The following is a 26,711-nucleotide window of genomic DNA, read 5'->3' as shown; positions in this document are numbered from 1 at the left end:
ACCCGCCGGCGAGGAAACCGAGAATCTGGGCGATGAGCGCCGTGGTGGCTTCATCCATGAGGACGTTCCTTTCGAACTACACGACGATCGAGCCGTCGACAAACCGCTACGACCCGGCATTCCGGGGACGGTGAGGCGAATGTTACCTACGACTGTTTCACTTCGTGGTGCTTTCGGAAAGTCCCTTCCGGGATGTCTCGAAGGAAGGTAGCCCGGTTCAGCGCAGCGCGGCCGCCTTTCGGGCCAACCGCTTGGCCGCGGCCGTCTCCGCCGGTGCCTTCTTGGCCGCGGGGGCGGCTTTCTCGGCAGCCTTCTTCGGCGCTGTCTTCTTCGCCGCGGGCTTCTTCGGTGCGGGCGCGGCCAGTACCTCCTTGAGGAACTGGCCGGTGTAGCTGTCCGACGCCGCGGCGATGTCTTCGGGGGTGCCGGTGGCGACCACGGTGCCGCCGCCGGAACCACCCTCGGGGCCCATATCGACGACCCAGTCGGCGGTCTTGATGACATCGAGGTTGTGCTCGATGACGATCACCGTGTTGCCCTTGTCGACCAGCCCGTTGATCACCTTGAGCAGCTTGCGGATGTCCTCGAAGTGCAGCCCCGTGGTCGGCTCGTCGAGGATGTAGACAGTGCGCCCCATGGACCGCTTCTGCAGTTCGGCGGCCAGTTTCACGCGCTGGGCCTCACCGCCGGACAGGGTCGGCGCGCTCTGGCCGAGGCGCACATAACCCAGGCCGACCTCGACGAGGGTCTTGAGGTAGCGGTGGATCGAGGTGATCGCCTCGAAGAAGTCGGCGGCCTCGTCGATCGGCATGTCGAGGACCTCGGCGATGGTCTTGCCCTTGTAGTGCACCTCGAGGGTTTCCCGGTTGTAGCGGGCGCCGTGGCAGACCTCACAGGGGACGTAGACGTCCGGGAGGAAGTTCATCTCGATCTTGAGCGTGCCGTCGCCCGAGCAGGCCTCGCAGCGGCCGCCCTTGACGTTGAACGAGAACCGGCCGGGTTGATAGCCGCGCACCTTCGCCTCGGTGGTGGAGGCGAACAGGGTGCGGATCTTGTCGAAGACGCCGGTGTAGGTGGCCGGATTCGAGCGGGGGGTACGACCGATCGGCGACTGGTCGACCTGCACCAGCTTGTCGAGGTTGTCGAGACCGTTGATTCTGGTGTGCCTGCCCGGCACCTGGCGGGCGCCGTTGAGTTTGTTGGCCAGGACGGTGGCCAGGATGTCGTTGACCAGGGTCGACTTGCCCGAGCCCGAGACACCGGTAACCGCGGTGAGCACACCCAGCGGGAACGCCACGTCGACATTCTGCAGATTGTGCTCCGTGGCGCCGACGACGGTGAGCCTGCGCTTCTTGTCGATCGCGCGGCGCACCAGCGGCAGCTCGATCTGCTCGCGGCCCGAAAGGTAAGCGCCGGTGAGGGATTCGGGCACGTCGAGTAGTTCGGCGTAGGTGCCGCTGTGCACCACCCGGCCACCGTGTTCGCCGGCGAGCGGACCGATGTCGACCACCCAGTCCGACGCGCGGATGGTGTCCTCGTCGTGCTCGACGACGATCAGGGTGTTGCCCAGCTTCTTCAAGCGCAGCAGCGTCTCGATGAGCCTGCGATTGTCGCGCTGGTGCAAGCCGATCGAGGGCTCGTCGAGAACATAGAGGACACCGACCAGGCCCGAACCGATCTGGGTGGCCAGCCGGATGCGCTGGGCCTCACCACCGGACAGGGTCGCGGCGGCGCGTGAGAGCGTCAGATATTCCAGGCCGACATCGAGCAGGAAGCCGAGCCTGGCCTGGATCTCCTTGAGCACCTGACCGGCGATCGCGGTCTCGCGCTCCCCCAGCGTGAGCGAGTTCAGGAAGTGCGCGCAGTCGCCGATGGACAGCTCGCTGACCTCGGCGATCGACTTGTCGGTGCCGTCGGCGGCCAGGGTGACGGCCAGGATCTCCGGGCGCAGTCGTGAACCGTTGCAGACCGGGCACGCCACATCGCGCATGTAGCCGTCGTAGTGCTCTTTCATCTGCTCGGACTCGGTGTTCTCCATGCGCCGCTGCAGGAACGGCATCACGCCTTCGAAATCGGCGTAGTAGGAGCGCTTGCGGCCGTAGCGGTTGGTGTAGGCCACGTGTACCTGGTCGGAACTGCCTTCCAGCACGGCCTTGCGTGCCTTCGCGGGCAGATCGCGCCACGGGGTGTCCATGGAGAAGCCGACCGCTTCGGCCAGGCCGGAGAGCAATCGGTTGAAGTACTCGGCGGTCTGCCCGCGCGACCACGGGGCGATCGCGCCGTCGGCCAGGCTCAGGTCCGGATCGGGCACCACGAGTTCCGGGTCGACTTCCTTGCGGATGCCGAGGCCGGTGCAGTCGGGGCAGGCGCCGTAGGGCGAGTTGAAGGAGAACGAGCGCGGCTCGAGGTCTTCGATGTCGAGGGGGTGGCCGTTGGGGCAGGCCAGGCGCTCGGAGAAGCGGCGCTCGCGGTCGTGCGCGTGCTCGTCGCGGTCGACGAAGTCGAGCACGACGATGCCGTCGGCCAGCCGCAGCGCGGTCTCGATCGAGTCGGTGAGGCGCTGTTTGGAGGCGGCCTTCACCGAGAGGCGGTCGATGACCACCTCGACGTCGTGCTTCTCCTGCTTCTTCAGCTTCGGCGGATCGGTGAGCGGATACACCACACCGTCGACCCGCACGCGCGAATAACCCTGAGTCTTGAGCTGGTCGAACAGGTCGACGAACTCACCTTTGCGGGTGCGCACCACCGGCGCGAGCACCTGGAACTTGAGGCCGTCGTCCATGGCGAGCACCTGGTCGACGATCTGCTGCGGGCTCTGCTTGGCGATCAGCTCGTGACACACCGGGCAGTGCGGCGTGCCCGCGCGGGCGTAGAGCAGGCGCAGGTAGTCGTAGACCTCGGTGATGGTGCCGACCGTGGACCGCGGGTTGCGGTTGGTCGACTTCTGGTCGATCGACACCGCGGGCGAGAGGCCCTCGATGAAGTCGACATCCGGCTTGTCCATCTGACCGAGGAACTGTCGCGCGTAGGCCGACAGCGATTCGACGTAGCGGCGCTGCCCCTCGGCGAAGATCGTGTCGAACGCCAGGCTCGACTTCCCGGAACCGGACAGACCTGTGAACACGATCAGGCTGTCGCGCGGCAAATCCAGGTCTACACCTTTCAGGTTGTGTTCCCGAGCTCCGCGCACAGTGAGGCGTTCCGCCACCTGGTGAATCCCTTCTCCATCGTCATCCGCCGATCGGACATAATCCCCCGTCGACAATGCTAGGCCGGGGGTCCGACAGGTTTGGCTGGAGCGCTGGTGCGCTCGCGTTCGCGGCCCCGTCGGTCCCGTCGATCAGGCACTGTCGCTTGCTCCCTCGTCGCCTCGCGACGACACCTGATCGACGGGACGGCCGTTGCGCGGCGAACCCTCCTCGGGGTCGGGTCGTTGTCGTCGAGTTTCGGCTCTACGCCCACGATTTCGGCGATGCGGATTATGTTTGACGACAGGTGGGGATCGTTCGACATGATGAAGGAGCCGGCGTGCTCGAGGTATTTCTGGTCGACGACCACGAGATCGTACGGCGAGGGTTGATCGACCTGCTTGAGGGTGATCCAGAACTCACTGTGATCGGTCAGGCAGGCGGCGTCGCCGAGGCGATGGTGCGCATCCGCGAGGCCCGCCCCGACGTCGCGGTCCTCGACGTGCGGTTACCCGACGGCAACGGCATCGAACTGTGCCGCAACCTGCTCGCGGAGTTCGACGACCTGCACTGCCTGATCCTGACCTCGTTCTCCGACGAGCACGCCATGCTCGACGCCATCCTGGCCGGCGCCAGCGGCTATGTGGTGAAGAACATCGATGGGATGAAACTGGCCGACGCGATCAAACAGGTGGGCGCTGGCCACTCGCTGCTCGATACCCGAGCGGCCGACGCGTTGCGCGCCCGGCTGCGCCGCAGCGCCGAACCCTCCGGGCCACTGGCCGGGCTCACCGACCAGGAACGCCGGCTACTCGAACTGCTCGGCGAGGGCCTGACCAACCGGCAGATCGCCGCGCGCATGTTCCTCGCGGAGAAAACGGTCAAGAACTACGTGTCGCGGCTGCTGGCGAAACTGGGTGTGGAGCGCCGCACCCAGGCCGCCGTCCTGGCGACGAAACTGCGCGAGCCGTGACGGCTCAGGACGGGACGACGATGGTCAGGTCCCCGTCGTAGCGGCGGTAGAGCAGGTTCCCGCGGCCGGAGTGGCTGTCGGTGAAGAACAGGTAGGGCAGCCCGGCGGCGCACAACGCGTCGGAGGCTTCGTCCTCGGCGAAGATGGGAGCCGCGTCCTGAACCACCCGCACCGGCATCGCGCTCGCGGTCAGCGGCAGCTCGGCCGACGAGTCCGCCGCGGCGGTGTGCCGCTGCCTCGCCAGCGCGACGCCGTGTGGGTCCGCCCAGGTGACGATGGCGTCCTCGCCGGTGTCGGCGTCGGTGAACAGGTAGGCGTCGTAATCCATCGCGTCCAGGACGGTGCTGGCTTCCAGCGGGGTGCCGGTCATCAGGGCACAATCCTTGCGGCGGATGATCGGCCGCGTCTCGGTGATCTGGGCCAGCGGGCGACGGGCCGGATCGGGCCACGCGCCGCGCGCTTCCTTGCCCGCGCGCCGGGCGAGCTGGCGGTCGAGCCGTTCGGCGGCGAAGGTGACCGCGAAACCGCCGGGCCCGGTGACCTGGACGCGGGTGAAGGTGTCGTTGGTACGGATGTTGGCCTGCACCAGAGTCGGCTCGTCGTAGCCCTGCGGCGCGGTGACGCGCACCCTGGCCGGACTGTCGAGGTGGTGCCTGCGCATCACGCGGGTGATGGCGCGAACAGCACGGGTGACATCCTGGGCCGGCACTTCGCCGCGGGTGGTCACGGCGAGCTCCGGGTCCGCGGCGGTCGTCCAGTGCTGGGTGCTCGACAACGAATTCATCATGTGCCCCACTTCTCGATCCCAATTCCCGGTGCCCAATGCCACCACTACCGCCGGTGCGAGTGAAGGGCCGAAAGTCCCCTCATTGCGGACTAGACTTCGAATGGACTCACTCGAGGAGCTGCGAATACGGGGTACTGCGATGGCGAACGACGGTCGGGGCGGCCGCTATTCGGCTGACCAGACGGTGTCGCGGCAGATGTTGCGCAGCCTGCTCGGCGAGGTCGCCGATCGGGTCGAAGTGATGATCGGTTCGCGCGATCGGATGGACGGCCTCGTCGAGGCCATGCTCACGGTCACCGCTGGTCTGGACCTGGACGAAACCCTGCGCACCATCGTGCGGACCGCGATGAACCTCGTCGACGCCCGCTACGGCGCGCTGGCGGTGCGCGGCCATGATCAGCAGGTCGCGCAGTTCATCGATGAGGGCATGCCGGATCAGATCCGCGACCGGATCGCGCGATTACCCGCCGGCCACGGCGTACTCGGCGCGGTGTTCGCACACAAGGCGCCGCTGCGGCTGGCCGATCTCACCCAGCACGAATCCTCGATCGGTTTTCCGGCGGGACATCCGCCGATGCACACGTTTCTCGGTGTGCCCGTACGCATTCGGGACGAAGTCTTCGGCAGCCTCTATCTCACCGAAAAGTCCGATGGACAGCCGTTCACCGAGGAAGACGAAGTCCTGGTCCTGGCGCTGGCGGCCGCGGCGGGGATCGCGGTCGACAACGCGCGGCTCTACGAGCAGGCGCGCACCAGGCAGGCGTGGATCGAGGCCACCCGCGATATCGCGACGGAATTCCTGGCCGGTACCGAATCCGACCGGGTGCTCGGCCATGTGGTCGATCACGCGCGCGGGCTGACCGGATCGCATCAGGCGTTCCTCGCCTCGGTGCCGGTGCCCGACGAATTACCGGGCGAAATCAGCGAATTGGTGGTCACGCAGTGGACCGGCCCCGACGCGGGCCAGGACTGGCAGACCATTCCGATCGCGGGGACGGTGGTGGGCGACGCGTTCAGCAGGCGGACGCCACTGCGCTTCGACGATGTGTCGAAGGTGACGCTCGGCGTCGAGTTCCCCGTGGCCGAACTACCCGGCGCCGGACCGGCTCTCGTGCTGCCGCTGTGCACGCCCGATGCCACCCTCGGCGTCCTGGTGACGTTCCGGCCGCCGGGTTTCGCACCGTACTCCGACGAGATGCTCGAGCTGACCGCGGCGTTCTGCGATCAGGCCGCGCTGGCGGTGCGGCTGGCCGACGCGCAGCAGCGAATGCGCGAACTCGACCTCGTCGCCGACCGCGACCGGATCGCGCGCGACCTGCACGATCATGTGATCCAGCGACTGTTCGCGATCGGCCTCACCGTGCAGGCGACCATGCCCAAAGCGGTGGTTCCCGAAGTGCGGCAACGGCTTTCGACGGTGATCATGGATCTGCAAGAAGTGGTCCAGGAGATCCGCACCTCCATCTTCGATCTGCACGCGGGCAGTTCCGGCCACAGTGAGGGACTGCAGCAGCGCCTCGAGGTCGCGATCCGGCGCCAGACCGCCGACATCGCCCTGCGCGCGACGATCCAGGTGTCGGGCCCGCTGTCGGTGCTCGATCCGCAGCTGGCCGACCACGCCGAGGCGGTGGTGCGCGAGGCGGTGAGCAACGCGGTGCGCCATTCCGGCGCCGACACCGTCGCCATCGTGATCGAGGTGGCCGACGATCTGGTGATCACGGTGTCAGACAACGGCTGGGGCATCCCCGCCCACGTCATCCGCAGCGGGCTGCGCAATCTCGAACAACGCGCGCAGGAGGCGGCCGGGAATTTCGAGATCGGTCCGGCCGAGCGCCCCGACGCCGACGGCAATCACCCCGAGATGCCGGGCACGCAGCTGCGCTGGGCGGTGCCACTGCCCCAGGACGCGCCGACGACCGGCGGGTTCGCCCTCGCGGCCGGACCCGAGACGGGCGAGGACTGAGTCAGGCGGGGGCCAGGATCACGGCGGCGTTGTTGCCGCCCATTCCCATCGACAGCTTCACCGTGGGGCCGTCGATCAGCGGGGTCGGGCCGTTGAGCAGTCGCGGGTGCGCGGGCGCCACGATCGGCGCCGACGCGGCGATGCCACGCTCATAGGACAGTGCGATCGTGGCGACCTCGATCGCCGCGCACGCGCCCTGGCTGTGCCCGGTGAGTGGTTTGAGCGCGGCGATGGCGGGCCGGTCGTCGAAGACGGTGGTCATCACGTCGCGTTCGGCGGCGTCGCATTGCCTGGTACCGGTGCCGTGCGCGTTGTAGTACGCCACGTCGGCGGCCTCGATCCCGGCGTCGGCCAGTGCGCGCTGGACGCAGGCGATGATCTGGGCGTGGCCGGGATCGACCGAGACGACATGGAAGGCGTCGTTGGTCATCGCGCCGCCGAGGAGCCGCGCGTAGGGCAGCTCGACCGCGTCGGTGAGCAGCAGCGCCACCGACGCCTCGGCCATGGTGAAACCGAGCGAACCCTCCTGGAAGGGCCTGCAGGCGGTGAACGGTTCGGCATCGGCGATCGCGGCGCCGAGGCCGACGAAATGCTCGAGCATGTCCGGGGTGGCCGAGAGGTCGGTTGTGACACACAGCACATCGTCGACCAGACCCGCGTCACGCCACATCTTCGCCGTCAGCAGGGCGACACTGCCCGAACTGCACGCCGCCGACACGTTCATCGCAGGCCCGTGGAAGCCGAACTCCTGCATCACCACCGAAATGGGTGTGGACGGCAGCAGCCGCAGGTAATCGCGCGAGCGCCGATGGCCGTCGTCACGACGGTAGAAATCGCGCCAGTCGGCGACATCACCCAGGGTGAACGCGTGAATGAGGCCCACCGTGCGGCCTTCGCGGCGCCAGCCACGAGCCTGCGCGTCGTCGATCGCCTCGGCGGCCGAGGCATAGACGGCACGCCCGAACAGACCGGTTCCGTGCGCCGCGTCACCACCGTCGGGTATCCGCCCGACCCAGGCATGCTGATCGCGTCCGGGCCCGTAACCGGGGTACAAACGGGCGGCCGGTTTCCCCCCCATCAATCCCTGCCACAGTAGTTCGCGACCCCACCCGTAACTCGAGACGACACCGATGCCCGCGAGCGACATAGAATCGGTGCGGTGGGTCATGCCGCCCGTGAGCACATCCGGTGCCATATCGCTCCTCGCGGATTTTCATGAAGGATCACCAGACTAGTCCGGGTTATGCCGTTCGCAGACCAGGCCGAGATCGGGGGTTTCGCAGTGGGAGAAGGAAGGACCGACGCGGCGAGCGCCGAGCAGCTCGCGCAGCGCTACCGGTCGCTGGTCGAACACACTCCCGATGCCATCTGCGTGCACGAGTCCGAGACGATCGTCTATGTCAATCCGGCCATGGTGCGCCTGCTCGGCGCCTGCTCGGCCGACGACGTGATCGGCTTGTCGATCACCGTGTTCGTCCACCGCGATTCCGTGGCGGCCATGCTCGACCGGATCGACCAGCTCACCGCCGAGGGTTCGGCATCGCCGCCCGCCGATATGGACCTCGTCCGGGTGGACGGGCGGACGGTCCCGGTCCAGACGGTGTCGGTCCTGACCGTGTGGCAGGGCGAACCGGCCTACCAGGTGGTGGTCCACGACCTCACCGCGCAGCGGGCGGCCGAGGCGTCGGCGCGGCGGGCGGAAGCGTATTTCACGACCGTGGTGTCCCAGCTCGAGGAAGGCGTACTCGTCGTCGATCGTCGGGGTCGCCTGGAGTCGATCAACCCCGCGGGCAAACGCATATTCGGCATCGCCGACTCCGAGGAGGTCATCGGGCGGCTTTTCGGTGATCTGCCGATGAAGATGCTCGACAGCGCCGGGCAGCCGTTGCCGCCGGGCAAGCATCCGATGGCGCATACCCTCGCGACCGGCGAGGTGGTCACCCAGTTCGTCTTCGGTGTCGAGCGCGCCGACGGACACCAGGTATGGGTGTCGTGCAACTGTCGCTTGCTCAACCCGGAAAGTCCGGATTCCTCCGGGGTGTCCTCGTTCTCCGACATCACCGCGTATCGGGCCAGCAGGCGCCAGCTCGAGTTCCAGGCCACCCACGACGCACTGACCGGGCTCGCCAATCGTTCCCTGATCCTGTCGCAGCTGGCCTCGGCGCTGGCACACGAGGGCGGCAGCATGGTCACCACGGTGCTGTTCATCGATCTCGACGGATTCAAGGCGATCAACGACACCCTTGGCCACGCCATCGGTGACACGGTGCTGCAGATCGTCGCCCAACGGCTGCAACAGGCACTGCGCAGCGAGGACCTGGTCGGACGGCTCGGCGGCGACGAATTCCTGGTGCTGCTGGCAGGCCATCCGCAGCGCGCCGATCTGCCCGCACTGGTGGAGCGGCTGCGCGTCACGATGTCGGACCCGATCATCGCCAGCGGTCACCGCCTCGAGGTGAGCGCCTCGGTCGGCATCACCGAGCTCGGCCCACACGAGAACCGCACGCCCGAGGCCGTGCTGCACGACGCCGACCTGGCGATGTACCGCGACAAGCCATCGGCACATCGTGAGCTCGGTCTCGGTCAGAATCGACGCTCGAACAACACCCACGCCTCCTGACAGACTGGTCGGCGTGATCGTCGAACACGTGCTGCTCCCCGTGCGCCCCGGTGCCGCCGCCGCTTTCGAGGCGGCCTTCGCGCAGGCGTCTCCGATCATCGCGGGAATGCCCGGTTTCGGCGGGTTGTCGTTGTCGCGCTGTGTCGAGCGGCCCGACGCCTATTTGCTGCTGGTGCGGTGGGAACAGTTGACCGACCACACCGTGGGATTCCGTGAGTCGCCGGAATATCAGCGCTGGCGTGCGCTGTTGCACCACTTCTACGAGCCTTTCCCGGTGGTCGAACACTTCACCCCGGTCCTCGGTGACGAAGTCTTCCCGGTCGCGGCGGCTACGCCGGCGGACACGTAGACTCGACAACTCTGTTCTCAACGCGGTGACAAAGGAGTCCTGTTTTGCCCGACCGCCTCGCCGACGTCTCCCCCGCCGCGGACAACCGCGAGATCGAACAGGAGCAGCAGTACCTCTCGGTGCTCTACGACCGGCTCGACGCCATGCGCGAGTACGCGCAGAACCGGCTCAAGACCGTGCTGCTGGAAGCCGGCGGCACGCCGCAGGCGCGCAGTGAGCGCGAGTCGTTCACCCAGCTCTACAACGAGGATCTGTCCAAATACGACGCCGCCGAGCACGGCCTGTGCTTCGGCCGGATCGATCTCGAGGGCACCGAGGACGAGGCGCGCTACATCGGCAGGCTCGGCATCCTCGACGAGGACAACGACTACGAGCCGCTGCTGCTCGATTGGCGCGCTCCGCTGGCCCGCCCGTTCTACCTGGCCACCACCGCCAACCCCGAAGACGTCACCCGCCGCAGGCACATCCGCTCGCGCAATCGCGCGGTGACCGCGATCAACGACGAATACCTCGATCTCGATGCCGCCCGACGCGACGGTGTGGTCGGCACCGACGACGGCGTCGGCGGCGAGAGCGCGCTGTTGGCGGCGCTCAACGCCGCGCGCACCGGGCACATGAACGACATCGTCGAGACGATCCAGAGCGAGCAGGACGCGATCATCCGCTCCGAGCACAAGAGCGTGCTCGTGGTACAGGGTGGGCCGGGCACCGGCAAGACCGCGGTCGCGCTGCACCGCGCGGCGTTCTTGCTCTACACCTACCGTCAGCAGCTGGCCAAGAGCGGCGTGCTGATCATCGGCCCGAACGCCACTTTCCTCGACTACATCGGTCAGGTGCTGCCCTCACTCGGTGAGACCGGCGTGCTGCTGTCGACCATCGGCGACCTGTATCCGGGTGTGAAGGCGGTGCGCGAGGATTCGCTGCGCGCCGGGGAGATCAAGGGCTCCCTCGACATGCTCGAGGTGCTCAAGCAGGCGGTGCGCGACCGTCAGGAAGTGCCGTCGGAGCCGGTTCGCCTCGCTTTCGACGGCTATCCGGTGATCCTGGATCGCAAGATCGCGACCAGGGCGCGCGGGCGGGCCCGTTCCTCGCGGCGCCCGCACAACCTGGCCAGGCCGATCTTCGCGTCGTCGGTGATCGACGCGCTCACCGATCAGCTCGCCGCGACCATGGGCGCCGATCTGTCCGGCGGCACGAGCCTGCTCAGTTCCGCCGACCTCAGCGAGATCGGCGACGAGATGCGCGCCGACCCGCACGTGCAGGCCGCGATCAGCGCGCTGTGGCCGGTGCTGTCGCCCCAGGACGTGCTCGCGGACCTACTCGCCGACCCGGCCCGCCTCGACCGCGCGGCCAAGACGCTGAGCGCGCAGGATCGCGCCGAGTTGGTGCGTTCCGACGACGGCATGTTCGGCGCGGCCGACGCCCCGCTGCTCGACGAGCTGGCCGAACTGCTCGGCGTCGACGACACCGAGGAACGCGAACGCTCACGTCGCCGATGGCGGGCCCAGATCGAGGAGGCCCAGGACGCCCTCGACATCCTCACCGGTTCCGCGCCACAGGACATCGAGGACGAACTCGACCCCGAGATCCTGATGGCCTACGACCTCATCGACGCCTCCCAGCTGGCTCAGCGCCAGGAATTCGGCAACCGGCAGACCACCGCCGAACGCGCCGCGGGCGACCGGACCTGGACCTACGGTCACGTGATCGTCGACGAGGCGCAGGAACTCTCGGAGATGGCGTGGCGAATGGTGATGCGCCGCATCCCGAATCGCTGGATCACCGTCGTCGGCGATGTCGCCCAGACCGGCGATCCGGCGGGTGCGTCGTCGTGGCAGCGGGTACTGGAACCCTATGTGGCACAACGCTGGAAGCTCACCGAGCTCACGGTGAACTACCGCACCCCCGCCGAGATCATGGCGGTCGCGGCCGACGTGCTCGCCGCGATCGATCCGGGCACCGAGGTGCCGCGATCGGTTCGCGAGACCGGCAATCCCCCACGCGCCTACCGGGTGCCGCCCGCCGACGTCGTGAGCGAGGTCGCACGATTGCTCGAAGCCGAGCACGGTCCTGGCACCGCCGCGGTCCTCGCGCCCGCGGCCTGGGTGCCCGAATTGTCCGCGCTGGCAGGCGAATCCGTTCAGGTGCTCACCGTGCACGACGCGAAGGGCCTCGAGTTCGACCGCGTGTACCTGGTGGAGCCGCAGGCGATCCTGGACGAATCCCCGCGCGGACTCAACGACCTGTATGTCGCGCTGACCCGCGCGACCCAGCGGCTGGCCGTGGTGCACACCGAGCAGCTTCCCGAGGTGCTGTCCTCGTTGGGCTAGGTGTCACGACCGGAGCGTCGTCACGCGAGCAAGCCGGTGACCAGCGCCTCCAGTCCGGCGGCGTAGGTGCTGTCGGCGTCGAATTCGGTCCAGCGGGAACCGATCTCGGCCAACCGGGGCAGCTGCTCGGGGTCGAGGTTCGCGAAGACCTCGGCGCGGTAGGTCGGCCCCTCCTGTGCGCGCCGCACCGCTCGGCCGGTGACGATCAGCTCGCCCGCCGTGTAGTGCCAGATGGTGCGATACACGGCCACCGCGCGCTCCAAGGGAAGGCCCGCGGTCATCGCCGCGTCGATGATGGTCTCGGGGAACCACAGCGCCGAGCGGCCGAGCAGGTCGCCGTCGGCGAGCACGTCGACGATCCAGGAGTGGGCCGAGAGGGCGTCGCGCATCGCGGTGGCGGCCACCAGGATTCGCTGCCGCGGGTCGTCCGGGAGCTCCGGCCAGGCGATCGCGTCGGCGTAGTCGTCGAGGAGTAGGCGCAGCAGGTCCTGCTTGTCGCGAACGTGGTGGTAGAGCGCCATCGGCGTGCAGCCGAGTTCGGTGGCGAGCCTGCGCATCGTCAGCTTCTCGACGCCGTCGGCGGCGATCACCCGGTGCGCCGCCGCGACGATGTCCGCGCGGGACATGCGCGCGGGTCTGCCGGTACGCGCTGGTTGATCCGACTGCGAGGTGGGCATGGCCCCATCTTGCCCATGCGAAGGCGGGGTATGGACAAGGGGCCGCGGCGACGTTAGTTTTTATACGTGTATAAAAACACTTTTCCCCCTCATCCGGGCACCGCGCTGACCGCGGTCGCCATCGCACAGTTCGTGATCGCCCTCGATATGGCGGTCGTGAATGTGGCGCTTCCGTCGATCGGCGAAGCGCTCGGCTTCGCACCGCTCGACCTGTCCTGGGTGGTGCACATCTACGCCCTGACCTTCGGCGGTTTCCTGCTGCTCGGCGGCAAGGCGTGTGACCTGTACGGGCGGCGCAGGCTGTTCACGGGCGGACTGCTCGTCTTCGCGATCGCTTCGCTCGCAGGCGGATTCGCGCAGGAGCCATGGCAGCTGGTGGCCGCGCGCACCGCGCAGGGCATCGGGGCCGCGGCCATCGCACCGGCCGCACTCGCCACGCTCACCACGACCTTTCCCGAAGGGCCCGCCCGCGTCCGAGCGCTCGGCGTCTGGGGTGGGGTCAACGCCGCGGGTGGCGCGCTCGGCGTGCTCGTCGGCGGACTACTCACGGAGTACGCGAATTGGCGCTGGGTGATGCTGGTCAATATCCCGATCGTCGCGATCGCGCTGCTCGCCTTGGTCCGGGGCGTACCCGCCGACGCACCGACGGGTACGCGGGCCCCGCTCGATATCGCCGGCGCGGTGCTGGCGACAAGCGGTATCGGACTACTCGTCACCGGCGTGATCCGCACCGATCACTACGGCTGGGCGTCTCCCGAGACAGGCGTGACCCTCGCCGTAGCGGCAGCGCTCCTCGCGGGTTTCCTCGTGGCCGAGACACGCCCGGCGAACCCGCTGTTGCGGCTGGGTCTTTTCACCAACCGCTGGGTGAGCGGTGCCAACTTGTTCGTCTTCTGCGCCGCCGCGGGCCAGTTCTCCGCCTTCTACCTGGTGTCGCTGTATATGCAGCGGGTGCTGCACATGAGCGCGGGAGCCACCGGGGCCGCTTTCATCCCGTTCTCGCTGTGCGTCATCGTGGGCACCCTCGCCGCGACCCGCATGGCCGTCCACTTCTCCCCCAAGCCACTGCTGGTCGGGGGCGGTCTACTGGCCGCCGTCGGCATCGGCTGGTTCGCACTGATCAGCCCCGACGGCGGATTCCTCACCGATGTCCTCGGCCCATCGATCGTCGGCGGCTTCGGGCTCGGACTCTGCCTCGCGCCCGTCGCGGTGGCAGCCGTCAGCGGCGTGGCACCCGGTGAAGCCGGGATGGCCTCCGGCGCCTTCAACAGCGCCCGCCAACTCGGCGGCAGCGTCGGCGTCGCCGTACTGGCCACCCTCGCGGCGGGTCGTACCGGCGCGAGCGCCGATCCGGTCGCGCTCAACAACGGCTACGCCTTCGCGTTGGCGATCGCCGCTGTGCTGTTCGCCGCCGCCGCGCTTGTCGCGGCCACCGTCCTACCCACCCGGCTCGACCGCACCGAAAACCCGGTCCGCGAGGACATTCCCGCGGTGACCCCGTGAAAGGAACTCCGATGACACCCATCGATCTGTTCGCCCGCGCCCTGCACTTCCAGCCGGAGGGCGCGGTGCGATCGGGCCCGCGCCGGATGGCCGCCGAGTCGGGCGGCTGGCAACTGGCCACCTTCCATGTCGACACCGACGCCGACGTCCACGCCGACCAGTGGGAGATGCACCCATCCAGCGAGGAAGCGGTGTGCTGCCTCGCCGGTTCGCTGCGGCTCTACCTGCGACCGGAAAGTCCGGGCGAGACGGAAACCGCGGTGCGACTCACGGCGGGAACCGCGTTCCTCGTGCCGCGCAACCGCTGGCACAGAATCGAACTCGACGAGCCGTCCGACATCATGTCGATCGGGCTGCGCGGCGGTACCCGGCAGGAGCCCGTCGCAGGCTGACCGGTGGCTACCGCCGAAAAAGGTCGAGGGCGCCGGTTTCCCGGCGCCCTCGACCTTGTGCGGTACCGACTGCGAACTAGCGGACGGTGTGCACGATCAGCACGTCCGAACGGGACTTGCGGGCTACGTCCGAGGGGACGGAGCCGAGCAGGCGCCCGGTGAGGGTGTTGAGGCCTCGGTTGCCGACGACGAGCAGGTCCGCGTCCACCTCGTTGACGAGGTCGAGCAGCGAATCCACCGGCTCACCGACGATCGCGCGATCGACGATGTTCTTCGCACCGGCGGCCACGGCCTTCTCCCGGGCGACAAGCAGGATCTCGTTGGTCGGGGCCGAGCCACGGACCTGGTAGGCCTCGTCCTTGAGCACATCGGCGGCAGCGGCGACGTCGCGATCATCGGTCGGGAAGAAGGCGCAGGCCAGCACGAGAGTTGCCCCCGCGTCCCCGGCGAGCGCCGCGGCCTTCTCCACCGCCACGTACGACGAATCCGAGCCATCAGTACCGACGACAATGGTCCGGTAGGCGGTCATCTCTCCTCCAACTTGGTCGGTGCCAGCACCGAACCACTCGGGAATCGAGCGTCAGCGCGGCAATTGGCTCGACCCTAACGCCAAATCAGGCCGATTTATCAGAAATCGCAACAGATCACACCGGGAGTGTTGACGCCACTACCCGTGGTCACGGTGGCCTTCGCGACAGTGGAGAAGATCGACCTGCGGCAATAAGACCGCAGGTCGAGGAAATTGTGGCCTATCACAACACAATCAACACCGCAGTGCGCCTGGGACTTTGATCACATCAGCCGGAGAAACTCGGGAGCCCGCAGGCGGCGCTTCCGGTACCGGTATTCGGGGCGACGGTCACCGAGGCGGGGGTGAGCCACCAGGACCGGTTATAACTGTCGACCTTCGCCGTCACCTCGTGCGCGCCGGCGGCGGTAGGACGCCACGCGGTCTTGGTCTGGCCGATCGTCGGGACCTCGACGGTGCCGATCACCACGCCGTTGTCATAGAAGGTCACCGGGGCGCCGGTATTGCCGGAGCTGTAGCCGACGACGTTGACCGCGACCAGGGTGTAGGAACAGCCGACCTGCGGATCGGAGCTCGATACGCTGACCCATTGGCCGTCCGAGATATCGGCGTGCGCGCCCGGTGCGAGCAAGGCCATGGCGGCCGATGCGGTCGCGAGAGCGGCGCCGAAACGCGAGATCCGTTCGAAAGATGTTGTCACTGTTGATGTCCTGACTTCTCCACGCAGCAACTGCCGCTGCGAATGCGCAGACACTATCGACGAACGCCGCCGTCTTTAGTTGGAATGCCAATATTTCAGACCCCCTACTTCTGGGGTCTGTACGCACGATCACCGCGCGGTGGGGACCACGCTCACCGCCTGTGCGCTACGGGCGTATTCCATCGGTGACATCCCGATCTCGGCGGTGAATTCGCGACTGAAATGCGCCTGGTCGAAATAGCCGAGCTCGGCGGCCAGTACCGCGAGATCAGGGCGGCCGCGCGCGAGTAGGTCTGCGGCGTCTTGCAATCGGAACCGGCACAGCACCCATTTCGGGCCTGCCCCGACGTAGCGGCGGAACAGCCGTTGCAGGGTGCGGATCGGGATCGCGAAACGATCGGTGACCTGGTCGACCCTGGTCAGCTCCGGATCCTCGGCCATGGCCGTGACGATGCGCGTCACCAGCCCGTAGTGCGGATCATCGGTGCGACCGCGGCCCGCGAAGAATTCCTCGACGATGACCCGTCTGCGCTCGTCGGACTGTTCGGCCAGCACCCGCTCGGCCAGCCCCGCCGCCTCGGGTATCACCGCGCCCAGCGGCGCCGAATCATCGCGCAGGGCTCCCACATCCATGCCGGTGAAGGCACCGAAGCCGCCGGGGGCGAACCGGATACCGAAAGTCTCACCTTCCCCGGCGAGTTCACGCACGTATTTCGTCGTGCACACACCGTTGACGAAGCCGCCGGTGCGGGTGGCGCTGCGCTCGAAGGTGACATTCACACACGGAAACGACAGAACCTCGGCCGAATAACTGGGCTGCCCGCGCAGATCCCAGCGCACCACCCAATATCGGTCCGCGAACTCGGCCAGCGCGGGCCCGACCCCGAGCCGGTTCAGCGATCGGTGTCTGGCCTGCTCCTCGGGGTGCAGAATTCCTTTCACATCACCGGGATCCGGCGCCGCCGTCATCACCGGCCGATCTGTCGCGTTCTTACAAGACGGGCCGTCAGCGCCGGAGCAGGATCGTAGTCATGACCAATCCCGTTGCGCCCATTCCGGAGGGCTACCACTCCATCACCTGTTTCCTGGCCGTACCGGACGGAAACGCGGCCATCGACTTCTACACCGCGGTCTTCGAGGCCAAGGTGCTCAGCCGCGCCGATCAGCCCGACGGCCAGCCCGCGCACGCCGAACTGCTCATCGGTGATTCCACCCTGCAGCTCGGAATGCCCATCCCCGACAGCAATGTTCGCGCGCCGCAGGACTGGGTGCACACCTCGGTGGTGCACTACTGCCCCGATGTGGACGCGGTGATCGCCCGTGCGCTCGAACACGGTGCCCGCAGCGCCGAGGAGCCGCAGACCTTCGTCACCGGCGACCGCTTCGGTGTGGTGATCGACCCCTTCGGCCACCGCTGGGCGGTGATCACCCGCGTCGAGGACGTCTCCAAAGAAGAGGCCGACCGCCGCGTCGCCGCCTGGATGGCAGAGCAGGGTTGACGGCGTGCGCCACGGGGCTCGGCTCGGCATCGCTCAGCTGAGCCCCGCGGCGTCCATACCGCGCAGCTCCTTCTTCAGGTCGGCGATCTCGTCACGCAACCGGCCTGCCAGCTCGAACTGCAGTTCGCGGGCCGCGTTCATCATCTGCGCGGTGAGTTCGGTGACCAGGTTGGCCAATTCGGCGCGTGGCATCGACTTCACGTCGCGTTCGGCGTAGATGCCCGAGCTGACCGCCCGGCCCGGCTCGCCCTGGGCCCGCCTGCCGCGACTGGCGTTGCGACCCGAGCCGCCGACGGCCACTTCGTCGTCGGCCTCGAGATACACCTGGTCGAGGATGTCGGCGATCTTCTTGCGCAGCGGCTGCGGGTCGAGGCCGTGTTCGGTGTTGTAGGCGATCTGTTTGGCACGGCGCCGGTCGGTCTCCTCGATGGCGTGCTGCATCGAGTCGGTGATCTTGTCCGCGTACATGTGCACTTCGCCGGACACATTGCGCGCCGCGCGGCCGATGGTCTGGATGAGGCTGGTGCTCGACCGCAGGAAGCCTTCCTTGTCGGCGTCGAGGATCGCCACCAGCGACACCTCGGGCAGGTCGAGGCCCTCACGCAGCAGGTTGATGCCGACTAGCACGTCGTATTCGCCAAGGCGCAGCTGCCGGAGCAGTTCCACGCGGCGCAGCGTGTCGATCTCGGAGTGCAGGTAGCGGACCTTCACGCCGAGGCCGAGCAGGTAATCGGTGAGGTCTTCGGACATCTTCTTGGTGAGCGTGGTGACCAGGACCCGCTCGTTGCGCTCCGCGCGCTCGCGGATCTCGTGCACCAGGTCGTCGATCTGGCCCTTGGTGGGCTTGACCACGACCTTCGGATCGACCAGACCGGTCGGGCGGATGACCTGCTCGACCACCTCGCCACCGACCTGCCCCAGCTCGTAGTTGCCGGGAGTCGCCGACAGATACACCGCCTGACCGATTCGCCCGGCGAACTCCTCCCAGGTCAGTGGGCGGTTGTCGACCGCCGAGGGCAACCGGAAACCGAAATCGACCAGGTTGCGCTTGCGCGACATGTCACCTTCGAACATGCCGCCGATCTGCGGCACCGTGACGTGCGATTCGTCGATCACCAACAGGAAATCGTCGGGGAAGTAGTCGAGCAGGGTGGCCGGCGCCGAACCCGCCGGGCGCCCGTCGATGTGGCGCGAATAGTTCTCGATACCCGAGCAGAAGCCGACCTGACGGATCATCTCGAGGTCGTATTCGGTGCGCATGCGCAACCGCTGGGCCTCGAGCAACTTGCCCTGACGCTCGAATTCCTCCAGCCGCGCGGCCAGTTCGGACTCGATGTCGCCGACCGCCCGTTCCATCCGCTCCGGCCCCGCCACGTAATGGGTGGCCGGAAAGATGCGCGCCGAATCAACTTGGCGCACAACATCACCGGTGAGCGGATGCAGGTAGTAGAGCGCCTCGATCTCGTCACCGAAGAACTCGATGCGGATCGCCAGCTCCTCATAGGACGGGATGATCTCGACGGTGTCGCCGCGCACCCGGAACGAGCCACGGGTGAATGCCATGTCGTTGCGGGTGTATTGCACGTCGACGAGCAGGCGCAGCAACGCGTCGCGGTCGATCTCGCCGCCGACTTCGAGCTGCACCGACCGATCCAGATACGACTGCGGGGTGCCGAGGCCGTAGATGCACGACACCGACGCGACCACGACGACATCGCGACGCGAGAGCAGACTCGAGGTCGCCGAGTGCCGCAGCCGCTCGACGTCGTCGTTGATCGAGCTGTCCTTCTCGATGTAGGTGTCGGTCTGGGCGATGTACGCCTCGGGTTGGTAGTAGTCGTAGTACGAGACGAAGTACTCGACCGCGTTGTTGGGCAGCATCTCGCGCAGTTCGTTGGCGAGCTGCGCGGCGAGGGTCTTGTTCGGCGCCATCACCAGGGTGGGCCGCTGCAACTTCTCGATCAGCCACGCGGTGGTGGCCGATTTACCGGTACCGGTGGCGCCGAGCAGGACGACGTCCTTCTCCCCCGCGTTCACCCGGCGCTCGAGCTCCGCGATGGCCGCGGGCTGGTCGCCTGCGGGTGAGTACTCGCTGACCACCTCGAACCGGGCGCCCGAGCGCTCGATCGTGCCGACGGGGCGGTGTTCGGAATGGGCGATCGGGTGACCCCGCTCTTCGTACCCTTCCGTCGGGATCTCGGTTGCGAATGCCATGGACCCAGCTTAGGCGCGACCACTGACACGTTTCGGCTCCGGCGAGCAGGCTCCCGTTCGCCACACCACGCGCCGCGCCGACGACCGCCGGTCACCTCGTTGTCGTTCCCGTGAACTTCTGCTCATCGATGCCGTCACACCGCTGCGCGAAGATGACGACGATCACTGGCACGCAAACCGACGGCGACTGCCATTTCCCCTGGTACAGGCGATCGCGTTCGAACGCGGCGAATGCCCGGCACTTCGCCCGATGTCCGAAAAGTCCTTTGTCCCAATGATATTCGACGAGTGCGGTCGCGAATCGAACCCGCCACACACCCCGACGCGGGCGTACCCTGAGTTGATCATCGGCACGTGGTGAAGGACAAGGCCATGAGCGTTCTGCTTCCCCTGCTCGTCGCGGCTCCAGCGGTAACCGGGTTCGCCGGTTATTTCGCCAGAGAGATACGCGGCCCGCACGCACCGCCCACTGATCCGACGCTCGTCTCACCATCCGGCAGACCCCGGGTCGAGTACTTCGACCTCGCCGAGCTGACCAGTACCGACGCCAAGGGCTACATCCACTCGGTCGACCGGTACGAAGTACAGCCATGGGGGGTCTACCTGGCCCGCATCCTCGACCGGCCGCACGGTCGCTACGAGGAGTCGTGGATGTTGCCCGGCCACGCCGTTCGCGCCACCATCAGCCACGATCGGCCCGGCCATCACCGCAGCCACGACTACGTGCTCGACATCGTCGAGTTCGTCCAGGTCGGGCCGAAACGGTGGCGGGCCACCGACTACTTCCTCGACATCGCGGTGCGGCGCGGCCGGTCGTCGACCCTGTCCGGGTCGAGCGAACTGCTCGCCGCGCACGCCGCGGGCCATGTCGACACCGAGCACGCCGATCGGGCCTTCGAACGCGCCGCTCGTGTGCTCGACGGCTTGGCCGCCAACGACCACGATGTCGAACAGTGGCTGCGCTCCCGCGACATCACGCTGACCTGGATGTAGCCGGCGACCGGGCGAGGGTTCGCCCGCGCCGGTAGATTCTGCGCTCATGACGCAGGCATCCACCGTGCACGTGCATCCACCCAAGGTGGAGTACTTCGACGTCGCGGCCAGAACGAACACCGACCCCAAGGGCTTCGTCCGGCCGGTGGAGATCTATCGGGTGGAGCCGTGGGGCCTGTACATGGGTCGCCACTCCGATCACGCGCACTTCCACTACCTGGAATCGTGGGTGCTGCCCGATCTGTCGCTGCGGGCGTCGAAGCTCCACTACAACCCCGGCGTCGAACAGTGGCAGGACATCTATGTCGATGTCGGCGCGTTCACCAGGCAGTCGCCGACGCTGTGGCGCTCGGTCGACCACTATCTCGATCTGCTGGTGCGCACCCGACGTGACGTGCGGCTCGTCGATATCGACGAACTGCTGGCCGCGCACACCGACGGCCTGCTCGACGCCACGCAATGCCAGGCCGCGATCGAACACGCGACCGCCGCGATCGACGGGATCGCGGCGCACGGGTATTCCCTCGAGGATTGGCTGAGCACCTTCGGGATGACCCTGACCTGGCGCCGAAACGACGAACCGCCCGGCCCTCGGTAAGGGTCCGGGCGGTTCGCGGATCGGTGTCAGCCTGCCGACAGGCTCGGGAACAGATCCGCGAGGCCGCCGCCGCACGACGCGCTACCGGTGCTGCCCGCCGCGCCGACAGTGACGGTGATCGTGTCACTGATCAGCAGCTGACGAGCCTCGAGCTTGTGCTGGCCCGCCGTGGTCGGCTTCCAAGTGATGCTCACCGTGCCCGACAGCAGCGACGGCGACACCGGGCTGCCCGGGATATCCACCCCGTTGTCGGTGAACTTCACCGAGGTCAGCCGGTCGACCTCGACGCTAGCGGTCAACTTGTAGCTGCAACCGACCTTGTGGTCGGTTCCGGCCACGGCGAGATTACCGACCCAGGCCGAGGCCTGCGGAGCGGCCAGCACGAGGCTGGCAGCCACAGCGCCGAGGGCGGTGATGCCGAAGCCCGCACGGCCGAACTGACGGTGATGTGTTGTCATAGGCGCTACAACTTCCCTGTGAATCGAGTCACCCTGTAGTGACTTCGCACAATTTACACAGCGCGCTGTAGCGTGCGGACAGTTTCCGAAACATTGATGTTTAACAGATTGGTACGCGGTTCACGCGCGGGCACGGGCCCACTCGGTGACCACCGGATAGACCGCGTCGAACCATGGTTCCTTCACCACGTAGTAGGCATCACCGGCCGCGTCATAGGTCAGATCCGCCGCCGCGAGTTCGGCCCCTCGCTTGACCGCCAGATACTCCGCCCGCGCGCTGTCGTTCGCCCGCAACCAGTCGCGCAGGTCGAGCGCGAACCGCTGGCCCAGTGAATCCTGCACGCGCAGATGGATATTGGCGGGTCGACCGGGATCGGCATTGCCGTGCAGGCGTTTTCCCCACCGGGCGAGGTCGGTGCCTTCCGGATCGCCCTCACTCGGCTTCGGATTGTCGTGCGTCACCCGAGTGGCCAGCGGGAATCCGCCCGCCGTCAGGGCATCGGTCAGCGATTCGGCCGTGGCCATGTCGGCCACCGTCACCTGGATGTCGATGATGTCCTTGGCGGGCAGGCCGTGCACCGCGGTCGATCCGACGTGATCGATGCGCACCGCCGACGCACCGCACGCCAGATGCAGCCGGGCGATGATCCTGCGCGCCTGCACGTCCCACTCCGGGTCGGTGACGAGGCGGTAGTCGGCGCGCGCGCGGACGCCCTCGCGCTGATTGCGCTCGAACGGCACCAACCGTCGCGTCCACAGCTCCCGGACCTGCTCCTCGACCACCTCCGGTGCGCCGTTGTTGTCGAGCCACACATCAGCGACCGCACGGCGCTGTTCGTCGGTGGCCTGCGCGGCGATCCTGACGCGCGCGTCCGCTTCGGCCACCCCGCGGTGTTCGACCAGCCTGCGCAGCCGGGTCTCCTCCTCGGCCCCGACCACCACGACGAGCTGCATCAGCGGCGCGAGCCCGTTCTCGACGAGCAGCGGAATATCCTGCACCACAATGGCATCCGCGGGCGCGTCGCCGATCAGTTCCGCGGTGCGGGCACCGACCAGCGGGTGGGTGATGGCGTTGAGCTTGCCCCGCGACACGTCATCGGCGAAGGCGACCGCGGCCAGCGCGGGCCGGTCGAGACTGCCGTCGGGGCTCAGGATTCGCTCACCGAACTCCTCGACCAGCGCGGTCAGGCCCGGCGTGCCGGGGGCGACGACCTCGCGGGCGATCGCGTCGGAGTCGATGAGCACCGCCCCTAGCTCGACCAGTGTCCGCGCCACTGTGGATTTACCCGCTCCCATGCCTCCGGTGAGGCCGATCCGCAACATGGGCCCAGTCTCGCATCCCGACCGACGGGCCGGGGCAGGTCCCACGACACGCCCACGCGTGGAGCAGCGGGAGATCCCCGGTCGGGCGCGTCGAGTGGATTAATCTACCGCGCAGGCGAGAAGGCCGCACGACTACCGACGGGATGATCATGGGTACCAGGAACGACCGGACGGCTCGCCACCGTCTCGGCATGCCGGGCGGTGTGCACTGCATCGAATTCCCCGCCGTGGCAGCAACTCTCGCCGAATATCGACGCTCCTGGTTCAGCACCCTGCTCTCGCCCGCCAGACACAGCTTCGCCGCGATGCGCAAACGCCCCAGGATGGCCACCGGCTACTGGTCGCCCGCCGCGGCCGCGAACTGATCGGTGGGCCCGGCGCAGCGCCGAGCCCACCACCTGCTCACGCCCCGATGAGACCACTCGGCGCGCGCCGGGTGCCCGGCTGTTGCGTCGGCATCGCATTCGGCGGTACCGGGTACGGCACACCCCGCCCCAGGCTGCCCGCCGCGATATTCGGACCACATTGCGCGATCGCCGCGTCGGCCTTGGGCCGCGGGTCGGGCAGCACCGGTTTCGCGGCGTTCGGCGCCGCCGCGAAGTCGAACGTGGAGGTCATGTCGCCGGTGATGCCGCGTCGCCAGGCGGTCAGGTTCGGCACGTCGACACCGAATCTGGTTTCCAGCAAACGCAATTGGGACGTGTGGTCGAAGGTCTGGGATGCCACCAGCCCACCGCGACTGTACGGCGAGATCACCATGCACGGCACCCGATAACCCAGTCCGATCGGGCCGGTTATCCCGCCCGCCGCAGGTACCCGATCCAGTGGCACCGTCAGGAATTCGCCCGGGGTGCCGGGCGGTGGGGTCGGCGGGGTGACGTGGTCGAAGAAGCCGCCGTTCTCGTCGTAGCTGATGATCAGCGCGGTCTTCTCCCAGACCGCCGGATTCGAGGTGAGGATATCGAGGAGCTGCACGATCCCGAGCGCGCCGAAAGCCGCGGGCAGCGCGGGATGTTCGCAGTGCAGTAGCGACGGCACCACCCAGGACACCGCGGGCAGGGTGTTGCCGGCGACGTCGGCTTGGAAGTCGTTCGGGTAGATCGGTGCGATACCACGGCGCGCCAGTTCGGAATTCGGGTCGGCGGCCTGAGTGAAGCAGCCCATCATGCCGTCCAGGACCATCGACGAGACGGGGCCGGCATCGCGATTGCTGTAGATCTTCCACGGGACCCCACCCTCGGACAGGTTCTCCGGGTAGGTGCGCCAGCTGTAGACGTTCTTCGGGATCAGCGTCGGCGTCTCCACCAGCGGACCGCCCGCCAAGCCGTCGGGGTCGATGCTCGCGCTCATCCAGTACAGCCGGTTGGGGTCGGTGGGACCGAGCACCGAGCAGTGGTAGTTGTCGCAGAGGGTGAATGCCTGCGCGAGCTCGGTATGGATCGGAATGTCTTCCGGCAGGTAGTAACCCATCGCCGCGGGGGCGTTGTCCGGCCCGACCGAGGCCACCGACATCGGCATCCAGCCGTCGTTGCGCCCGTCGTTGAATGCCTTGTGCATGCCGGGCCAGGTGTGGTCGGGGTCGTTGATGCACTCCCCGTCCAGGGTGGCGCCGCGGGTGGTGTCGAGCCGAAACGGCTCGACGAAACCCGCTGCGGTGGGCCCGATTCCGGGCGACCACCCGAACTGACGCCACGACGCGGACGCCTCACCGAACCCGCGCACCCCCGACAGGGTGCCGAAATAGTGGTCGAAGGACCGGTTCTCCTGCATGAGCAAGACGAAATGCTCGATGTCGCCGAGCCCGCCCATGCCGGCCGGATCGGCGGCAAAAGCTCGGTCGATGATCGGATTCGCCCAGGTGGCAAGCGTTCCCACCGCACCGGCGGCCATAGCCTTCGCAAGGAATTGTCGCCGGTTGAGACCGGCGAAGGGACCAGAACTCATCGTGAGTGGAGCACCTTTCCCGTAGGGGATGGAGCAATCGCGCACACGCTACACCCATGGGAAAAGGCCGAAGGCCCCGGTCCGTGTGGACCAGGGCCTTCGGTAGTGCAGTTGATTCAGCCGTTGCCGGTGAATCAGGCGTTGCCGCTGAGCTTCTCCCGCAGAGCCGCGAGCTGAGCATCGCTGGCCAGCGAGCCGCCCGTGGACTCGGCCGGACCGGAGGTGGACGCAGCCGCGCTGCCACCGGTCTCGGAGGAGTAGTTGCCCGCGACGGGACCGCCAGCGGCGGCCTCGGCGGCAGCGTCGGCTGCCATCTTCTCCATCTGAGCAGTGTGCATCTTGTGGCGACGCTCGGCCTCGGCGTAGCGGCCTTCCCACTCTTCACGCTGCTTGTCGAACCCGTCGAGCCATTCGTTGGTCTCGGGATCGAAGCCCTCGGGGAAGATGTAGTTGCCCGCATCGTCGTAGCTGTCGGCCATGCCGTACTTCGACGGGTCGAACTCGGCGTTGTAGTCCTCGTTCGCCTGCTTCAGCGACAGCGAGATGCGACGACGCTCGAGGTCGATGTCGATGACCTTGACCATGGCGTCGTCGCCGACGGCCACAACCTGGTCCGGGACCTCGACGTGGCGCTCGGCCAGCTCGGAGATGTGAACCAGGCCCTCGATGCCCTCTTCGACGCGCACGAAGGCACCGAAGGGAACCAGCTTGGTGACCTTGCCGGGCACGATCTGGCCGATGGCGTGGGTCCGGGCGAACTGACGCCACGGGTCTTCCTGAGTCGCCTTGAGCGACAGGGAGACGCGCTCGCGGTCCAGGTCGACGTCGAGAACCTCGACGGTGACCTCGTTGCCGACCTCGACAACCTCGGACGGGTGGTCGATGTGCTTCCAGGACAGCTCGGAGACGTGCACCAGGCCGTCGACGCCACCCAGGTCCACGAAGGCACCGAAGTTGACGATGGAGGACACGACGCCCTTGCGGACCTGGCCCTTCTGGAGCTGGTGCAGGAACTCGCTGCGGACCTCGGACTGGGTCTGCTCGAGCCAGGCGCGACGCGACAGAACCACGTTGTTGCGGTTCTTGTCGAGCTCGATGATCTTGGCCTCGATCTCCTTGCCGACGTACGGCTGGAGGTCGCGGACACGACGCATCTCGACGAGCGAGGCGGGCAGGAAGCCACGAAGACCGATGTCGAGGATCAGGCCGCCCTTGACGACCTCGATGACGGTGCCCTTGACGGCCTCGTCCTTCTCCTTGAGCTCCTCGATCGTGCCCCACGCGCGCTCGTACTGCGCCCGCTTCTTCGACAGGATCAGGCGGCCTTCCTTGTCCTCCTTCGTGAGGACAAGGGCCTCGACCGCGTCGCCCACGGAAACGACCTCGTTCGGGTCGACGTCGTGCTTGATGGAGAGCTCGCGGGAGGGGATGACACCTTCGGTCTTGTAACCGATGTCGAGCAGGACCTCGTCACGATCGACCTTGACGATGGTGCCTTCGACGATGTCACCATCGTTGAAGTACTTGATCGTTGCGTCGATGGCGGCCAGGAAATCCTCGGCGGAGCCAATATCGTTAATGGCTACCTGCGGCGAGGTGACGGTGGTGGGCATATGTGGGTTTGCTCCGGACGGATTGTGGTCGGTTGCGGACATTGGATCTTTCGGTACG

Annotated in this window: 23 protein-coding genes; 11 read left to right on the top strand and 12 right to left on the bottom strand. The window is 67.4% G+C overall.

Annotation, left to right across the window (positions count from 1 at the left end):
* Positions 1-217 precede the first annotated feature (217 nt).
* The gene (gene uvrA, locus NS1_RS16305; RefSeq protein ID WP_062985547.1) at positions 218-3,208 is read right to left on the bottom strand and encodes an excinuclease ABC subunit UvrA; all 2,991 of its coding nucleotides are present in this window, start codon (positions 3,206-3,208) and stop codon (positions 218-220) included.
* Between the two features lie 320 nt (positions 3,209-3,528).
* Between uvrA and NS1_RS16300 the strand changes: the two genes are divergently transcribed.
* Positions 3,529-4,161 (top strand): response regulator transcription factor, encoded by a 633-nt coding sequence (locus NS1_RS16300; protein ID WP_056824462.1) that lies wholly within the window; start codon positions 3,529-3,531, stop codon positions 4,159-4,161.
* A gap of 4 nt (positions 4,162-4,165) precedes the next feature.
* Here the strand turns inward: NS1_RS16300 and NS1_RS16295 are convergent, their stop codons facing one another.
* Positions 4,166-4,948 (bottom strand): sigma 54 modulation/S30EA ribosomal C-terminal domain-containing protein, encoded by a 783-nt coding sequence (locus NS1_RS16295; protein ID WP_062985545.1) that lies wholly within the window; start codon positions 4,946-4,948, stop codon positions 4,166-4,168.
* A 139-nt stretch (positions 4,949-5,087) separates the two neighbouring features.
* On the opposite strand from NS1_RS16295, the gene NS1_RS16290 reads away from it, so the two are divergent.
* A complete protein-coding gene (locus NS1_RS16290) occupies positions 5,088-6,911 on the top strand; it encodes a sensor histidine kinase (protein WP_062985543.1) in 1,824 nt (607 codons plus the stop codon).
* Position 6,912: 1 nt separating this feature from the next.
* On the opposite strand, the gene NS1_RS16285 is transcribed toward NS1_RS16290, so the two are convergent.
* The gene (locus NS1_RS16285) at positions 6,913-8,106 is read right to left on the bottom strand and encodes a beta-ketoacyl synthase N-terminal-like domain-containing protein (protein ID WP_255284558.1); all 1,194 of its coding nucleotides are present in this window, start codon (positions 8,104-8,106) and stop codon (positions 6,913-6,915) included.
* A 48-nt stretch (positions 8,107-8,154) separates the two neighbouring features.
* On the opposite strand from NS1_RS16285, the gene NS1_RS16280 reads away from it, so the two are divergent.
* The 3 genes from NS1_RS16280 to NS1_RS16270 are packed head-to-tail and all read left to right on the top strand — an operon-like array spanning position 8,155 to position 12,210.
* On the top strand, positions 8,155-9,531 hold the full coding sequence (locus NS1_RS16280; RefSeq protein WP_255284557.1) for a diguanylate cyclase domain-containing protein: 1,377 nt from the start codon (positions 8,155-8,157) through the stop codon (positions 9,529-9,531).
* 13 nt (positions 9,532-9,544) lie between these two features.
* Positions 9,545-9,880 (top strand): antibiotic biosynthesis monooxygenase family protein, encoded by a 336-nt coding sequence (locus NS1_RS16275; RefSeq protein ID WP_056824476.1) that lies wholly within the window; start codon positions 9,545-9,547, stop codon positions 9,878-9,880.
* Positions 9,881-9,924: 44 nt separating this feature from the next.
* On the top strand, positions 9,925-12,210 hold the full coding sequence (locus NS1_RS16270; protein ID WP_062985541.1) for a HelD family protein: 2,286 nt from the start codon (positions 9,925-9,927) through the stop codon (positions 12,208-12,210).
* 20 nt (positions 12,211-12,230) lie between these two features.
* On the opposite strand, the gene NS1_RS16265 is transcribed toward NS1_RS16270, so the two are convergent.
* Positions 12,231-12,887, bottom strand: coding sequence for a TetR/AcrR family transcriptional regulator (locus NS1_RS16265; RefSeq protein WP_062985539.1), 657 nt, complete (start codon positions 12,885-12,887; stop codon positions 12,231-12,233).
* Positions 12,888-12,953: 66 nt separating this feature from the next.
* Between NS1_RS16265 and NS1_RS16260 the strand changes: the two genes are divergently transcribed.
* A complete protein-coding gene (locus tag NS1_RS16260; protein WP_062985538.1) occupies positions 12,954-14,390 on the top strand; it encodes an MFS transporter in 1,437 nt (478 codons plus the stop codon).
* 11 nt (positions 14,391-14,401) lie between these two features.
* Complete coding sequence (locus NS1_RS16255; protein WP_062985679.1) at positions 14,402-14,782, top strand: cupin domain-containing protein; 381 nt, start codon at positions 14,402-14,404, stop codon at positions 14,780-14,782.
* Between the two features lie 76 nt (positions 14,783-14,858).
* On the opposite strand, the gene NS1_RS16250 is transcribed toward NS1_RS16255, so the two are convergent.
* From NS1_RS16250 to NS1_RS16240, 3 genes are all read right to left on the bottom strand, one after another.
* Positions 14,859-15,311 (bottom strand): universal stress protein, encoded by a 453-nt coding sequence (locus NS1_RS16250; protein ID WP_062985536.1) that lies wholly within the window; start codon positions 15,309-15,311, stop codon positions 14,859-14,861.
* 268 nt (positions 15,312-15,579) lie between these two features.
* On the bottom strand, positions 15,580-16,011 hold the full coding sequence (locus tag NS1_RS16245; protein WP_062985534.1) for a hypothetical protein: 432 nt from the start codon (positions 16,009-16,011) through the stop codon (positions 15,580-15,582).
* 129 nt (positions 16,012-16,140) lie between these two features.
* On the bottom strand, positions 16,141-16,980 hold the full coding sequence (locus tag NS1_RS16240; RefSeq protein ID WP_062985532.1) for a helix-turn-helix domain-containing protein: 840 nt from the start codon (positions 16,978-16,980) through the stop codon (positions 16,141-16,143).
* Between the two features lie 62 nt (positions 16,981-17,042).
* Here NS1_RS16240 and NS1_RS16235 point away from each other — a divergent pair, with 62 nt between their 5' ends.
* Positions 17,043-17,510 (top strand): VOC family protein, encoded by a 468-nt coding sequence (locus NS1_RS16235; RefSeq protein WP_056824502.1) that lies wholly within the window; start codon positions 17,043-17,045, stop codon positions 17,508-17,510.
* A gap of 33 nt (positions 17,511-17,543) precedes the next feature.
* Here the strand turns inward: NS1_RS16235 and uvrB are convergent, their stop codons facing one another.
* Complete coding sequence (gene uvrB / locus NS1_RS16230; protein WP_056824505.1) at positions 17,544-19,724, bottom strand: excinuclease ABC subunit UvrB; 2,181 nt, start codon at positions 19,722-19,724, stop codon at positions 17,544-17,546.
* A gap of 372 nt (positions 19,725-20,096) precedes the next feature.
* Between uvrB and NS1_RS16220 the strand changes: the two genes are divergently transcribed.
* Together NS1_RS16220 and NS1_RS16215 are read left to right on the top strand one after the other, a co-directional pair.
* A complete protein-coding gene (locus NS1_RS16220) occupies positions 20,097-20,717 on the top strand; it encodes a ribonuclease FAU-1 family protein (RefSeq protein ID WP_062985678.1) in 621 nt (206 codons plus the stop codon).
* Positions 20,718-20,763: 46 nt separating this feature from the next.
* Positions 20,764-21,315 carry a ribonuclease FAU-1 family protein gene (locus tag NS1_RS16215; RefSeq protein WP_062985530.1) on the top strand — a complete coding sequence of 184 codons (552 nt, stop codon included), beginning with the start codon at positions 20,764-20,766 and terminating at the stop codon, positions 21,313-21,315.
* Positions 21,316-21,341: 26 nt separating this feature from the next.
* Here NS1_RS16215 and NS1_RS16210 read toward each other — a convergent pair whose 3' ends face one another.
* Both NS1_RS16210 and coaE read right to left on the bottom strand, forming a co-directional pair.
* Positions 21,342-21,773, bottom strand: a complete 432-nt coding sequence (locus NS1_RS16210) for a hypothetical protein (protein ID WP_062985528.1) — start codon at positions 21,771-21,773, stop codon at positions 21,342-21,344.
* A 120-nt stretch (positions 21,774-21,893) separates the two neighbouring features.
* Positions 21,894-23,096: a dephospho-CoA kinase gene (gene coaE / locus NS1_RS16205; protein ID WP_056824517.1), complete on the bottom strand. Its 1,203-nt coding sequence runs from the start codon at positions 23,094-23,096 to the stop codon at positions 21,894-21,896.
* A gap of 149 nt (positions 23,097-23,245) precedes the next feature.
* Between coaE and NS1_RS16200 the strand changes: the two genes are divergently transcribed.
* Positions 23,246-23,461 carry a hypothetical protein gene (locus NS1_RS16200; protein ID WP_062985677.1) on the top strand — a complete coding sequence of 72 codons (216 nt, stop codon included), beginning with the start codon at positions 23,246-23,248 and terminating at the stop codon, positions 23,459-23,461.
* Between the two features lie 37 nt (positions 23,462-23,498).
* Here the strand turns inward: NS1_RS16200 and NS1_RS16195 are convergent, their stop codons facing one another.
* Positions 23,499-25,040 (bottom strand): phospholipase C, encoded by a 1,542-nt coding sequence (locus NS1_RS16195; protein WP_062985526.1) that lies wholly within the window; start codon positions 25,038-25,040, stop codon positions 23,499-23,501.
* Positions 25,041-25,174: 134 nt separating this feature from the next.
* Positions 25,175-26,653: a 30S ribosomal protein S1 gene (rpsA, locus tag NS1_RS16190; RefSeq protein WP_056824523.1), complete on the bottom strand. Its 1,479-nt coding sequence runs from the start codon at positions 26,651-26,653 to the stop codon at positions 25,175-25,177.
* Positions 26,654-26,711: the final 58 nt, after the last annotated feature.

It is taken from the genome of Nocardia salmonicida NBRC 13393 (genome assembly GCF_001613085.1).
GTDB lineage: Bacteria > Actinomycetota > Actinomycetes > Mycobacteriales > Mycobacteriaceae > Nocardia > Nocardia salmonicida.
The sequence above is the reverse complement of the archived record's forward strand: the minus strand, read 5'-3'. Positions and strand labels throughout refer to the sequence as shown.

Bases quoted from the DNA above. Each gene is read 5' to 3' on its own strand.
- NS1_RS16295 (WP_062985545.1), bottom strand. From the start codon at position 4,948: ATGATGAATTCGTTGTCGAGCACCCAGCACTGGACGACCGCCGCGGAC.
- NS1_RS16290 (WP_062985543.1), top strand. From the start codon at position 5,088: ATGGCGAACGACGGTCGGGGCGGCCGCTATTCGGCTGACCAGACGGTG.
- NS1_RS16285 (WP_255284558.1), bottom strand. From the start codon at position 8,106: ATGGCACCGGATGTGCTCACGGGCGGCATGACCCACCGCACCGATTCT.
- NS1_RS16280 (WP_255284557.1), top strand. From the start codon at position 8,155: ATGCCGTTCGCAGACCAGGCCGAGATCGGGGGTTTCGCAGTGGGAGAA.
- NS1_RS16265 (WP_062985539.1), bottom strand. From the start codon at position 12,887: ATGCCCACCTCGCAGTCGGATCAACCAGCGCGTACCGGCAGACCCGCG.
- NS1_RS16255 (WP_062985679.1), top strand. From the start codon at position 14,402: ATGACACCCATCGATCTGTTCGCCCGCGCCCTGCACTTCCAGCCGGAG.
- NS1_RS16250 (WP_062985536.1), bottom strand. From the start codon at position 15,311: ATGACCGCCTACCGGACCATTGTCGTCGGTACTGATGGCTCGGATTCG.
- NS1_RS16240 (WP_062985532.1), bottom strand. From the start codon at position 16,980: ATGACGGCGGCGCCGGATCCCGGTGATGTGAAAGGAATTCTGCACCCC.
- NS1_RS16235 (WP_056824502.1), top strand. From the start codon at position 17,043: ATGACCAATCCCGTTGCGCCCATTCCGGAGGGCTACCACTCCATCACC.
- uvrB (WP_056824505.1), bottom strand. From the start codon at position 19,724: ATGGCATTCGCAACCGAGATCCCGACGGAAGGGTACGAAGAGCGGGGT.
- NS1_RS16220 (WP_062985678.1), top strand. From the start codon at position 20,097: ATGAGCGTTCTGCTTCCCCTGCTCGTCGCGGCTCCAGCGGTAACCGGG.
- NS1_RS16215 (WP_062985530.1), top strand. From the start codon at position 20,764: ATGACGCAGGCATCCACCGTGCACGTGCATCCACCCAAGGTGGAGTAC.
- NS1_RS16210 (WP_062985528.1), bottom strand. From the start codon at position 21,773: ATGACAACACATCACCGTCAGTTCGGCCGTGCGGGCTTCGGCATCACC.
- coaE (WP_056824517.1), bottom strand. From the start codon at position 23,096: ATGTTGCGGATCGGCCTCACCGGAGGCATGGGAGCGGGTAAATCCACA.
- NS1_RS16200 (WP_062985677.1), top strand. From the start codon at position 23,246: ATGGGTACCAGGAACGACCGGACGGCTCGCCACCGTCTCGGCATGCCG.
- NS1_RS16195 (WP_062985526.1), bottom strand. From the start codon at position 25,040: ATGAGTTCTGGTCCCTTCGCCGGTCTCAACCGGCGACAATTCCTTGCG.
- rpsA (WP_056824523.1), bottom strand. From the start codon at position 26,653: ATGCCCACCACCGTCACCTCGCCGCAGGTAGCCATTAACGATATTGGC.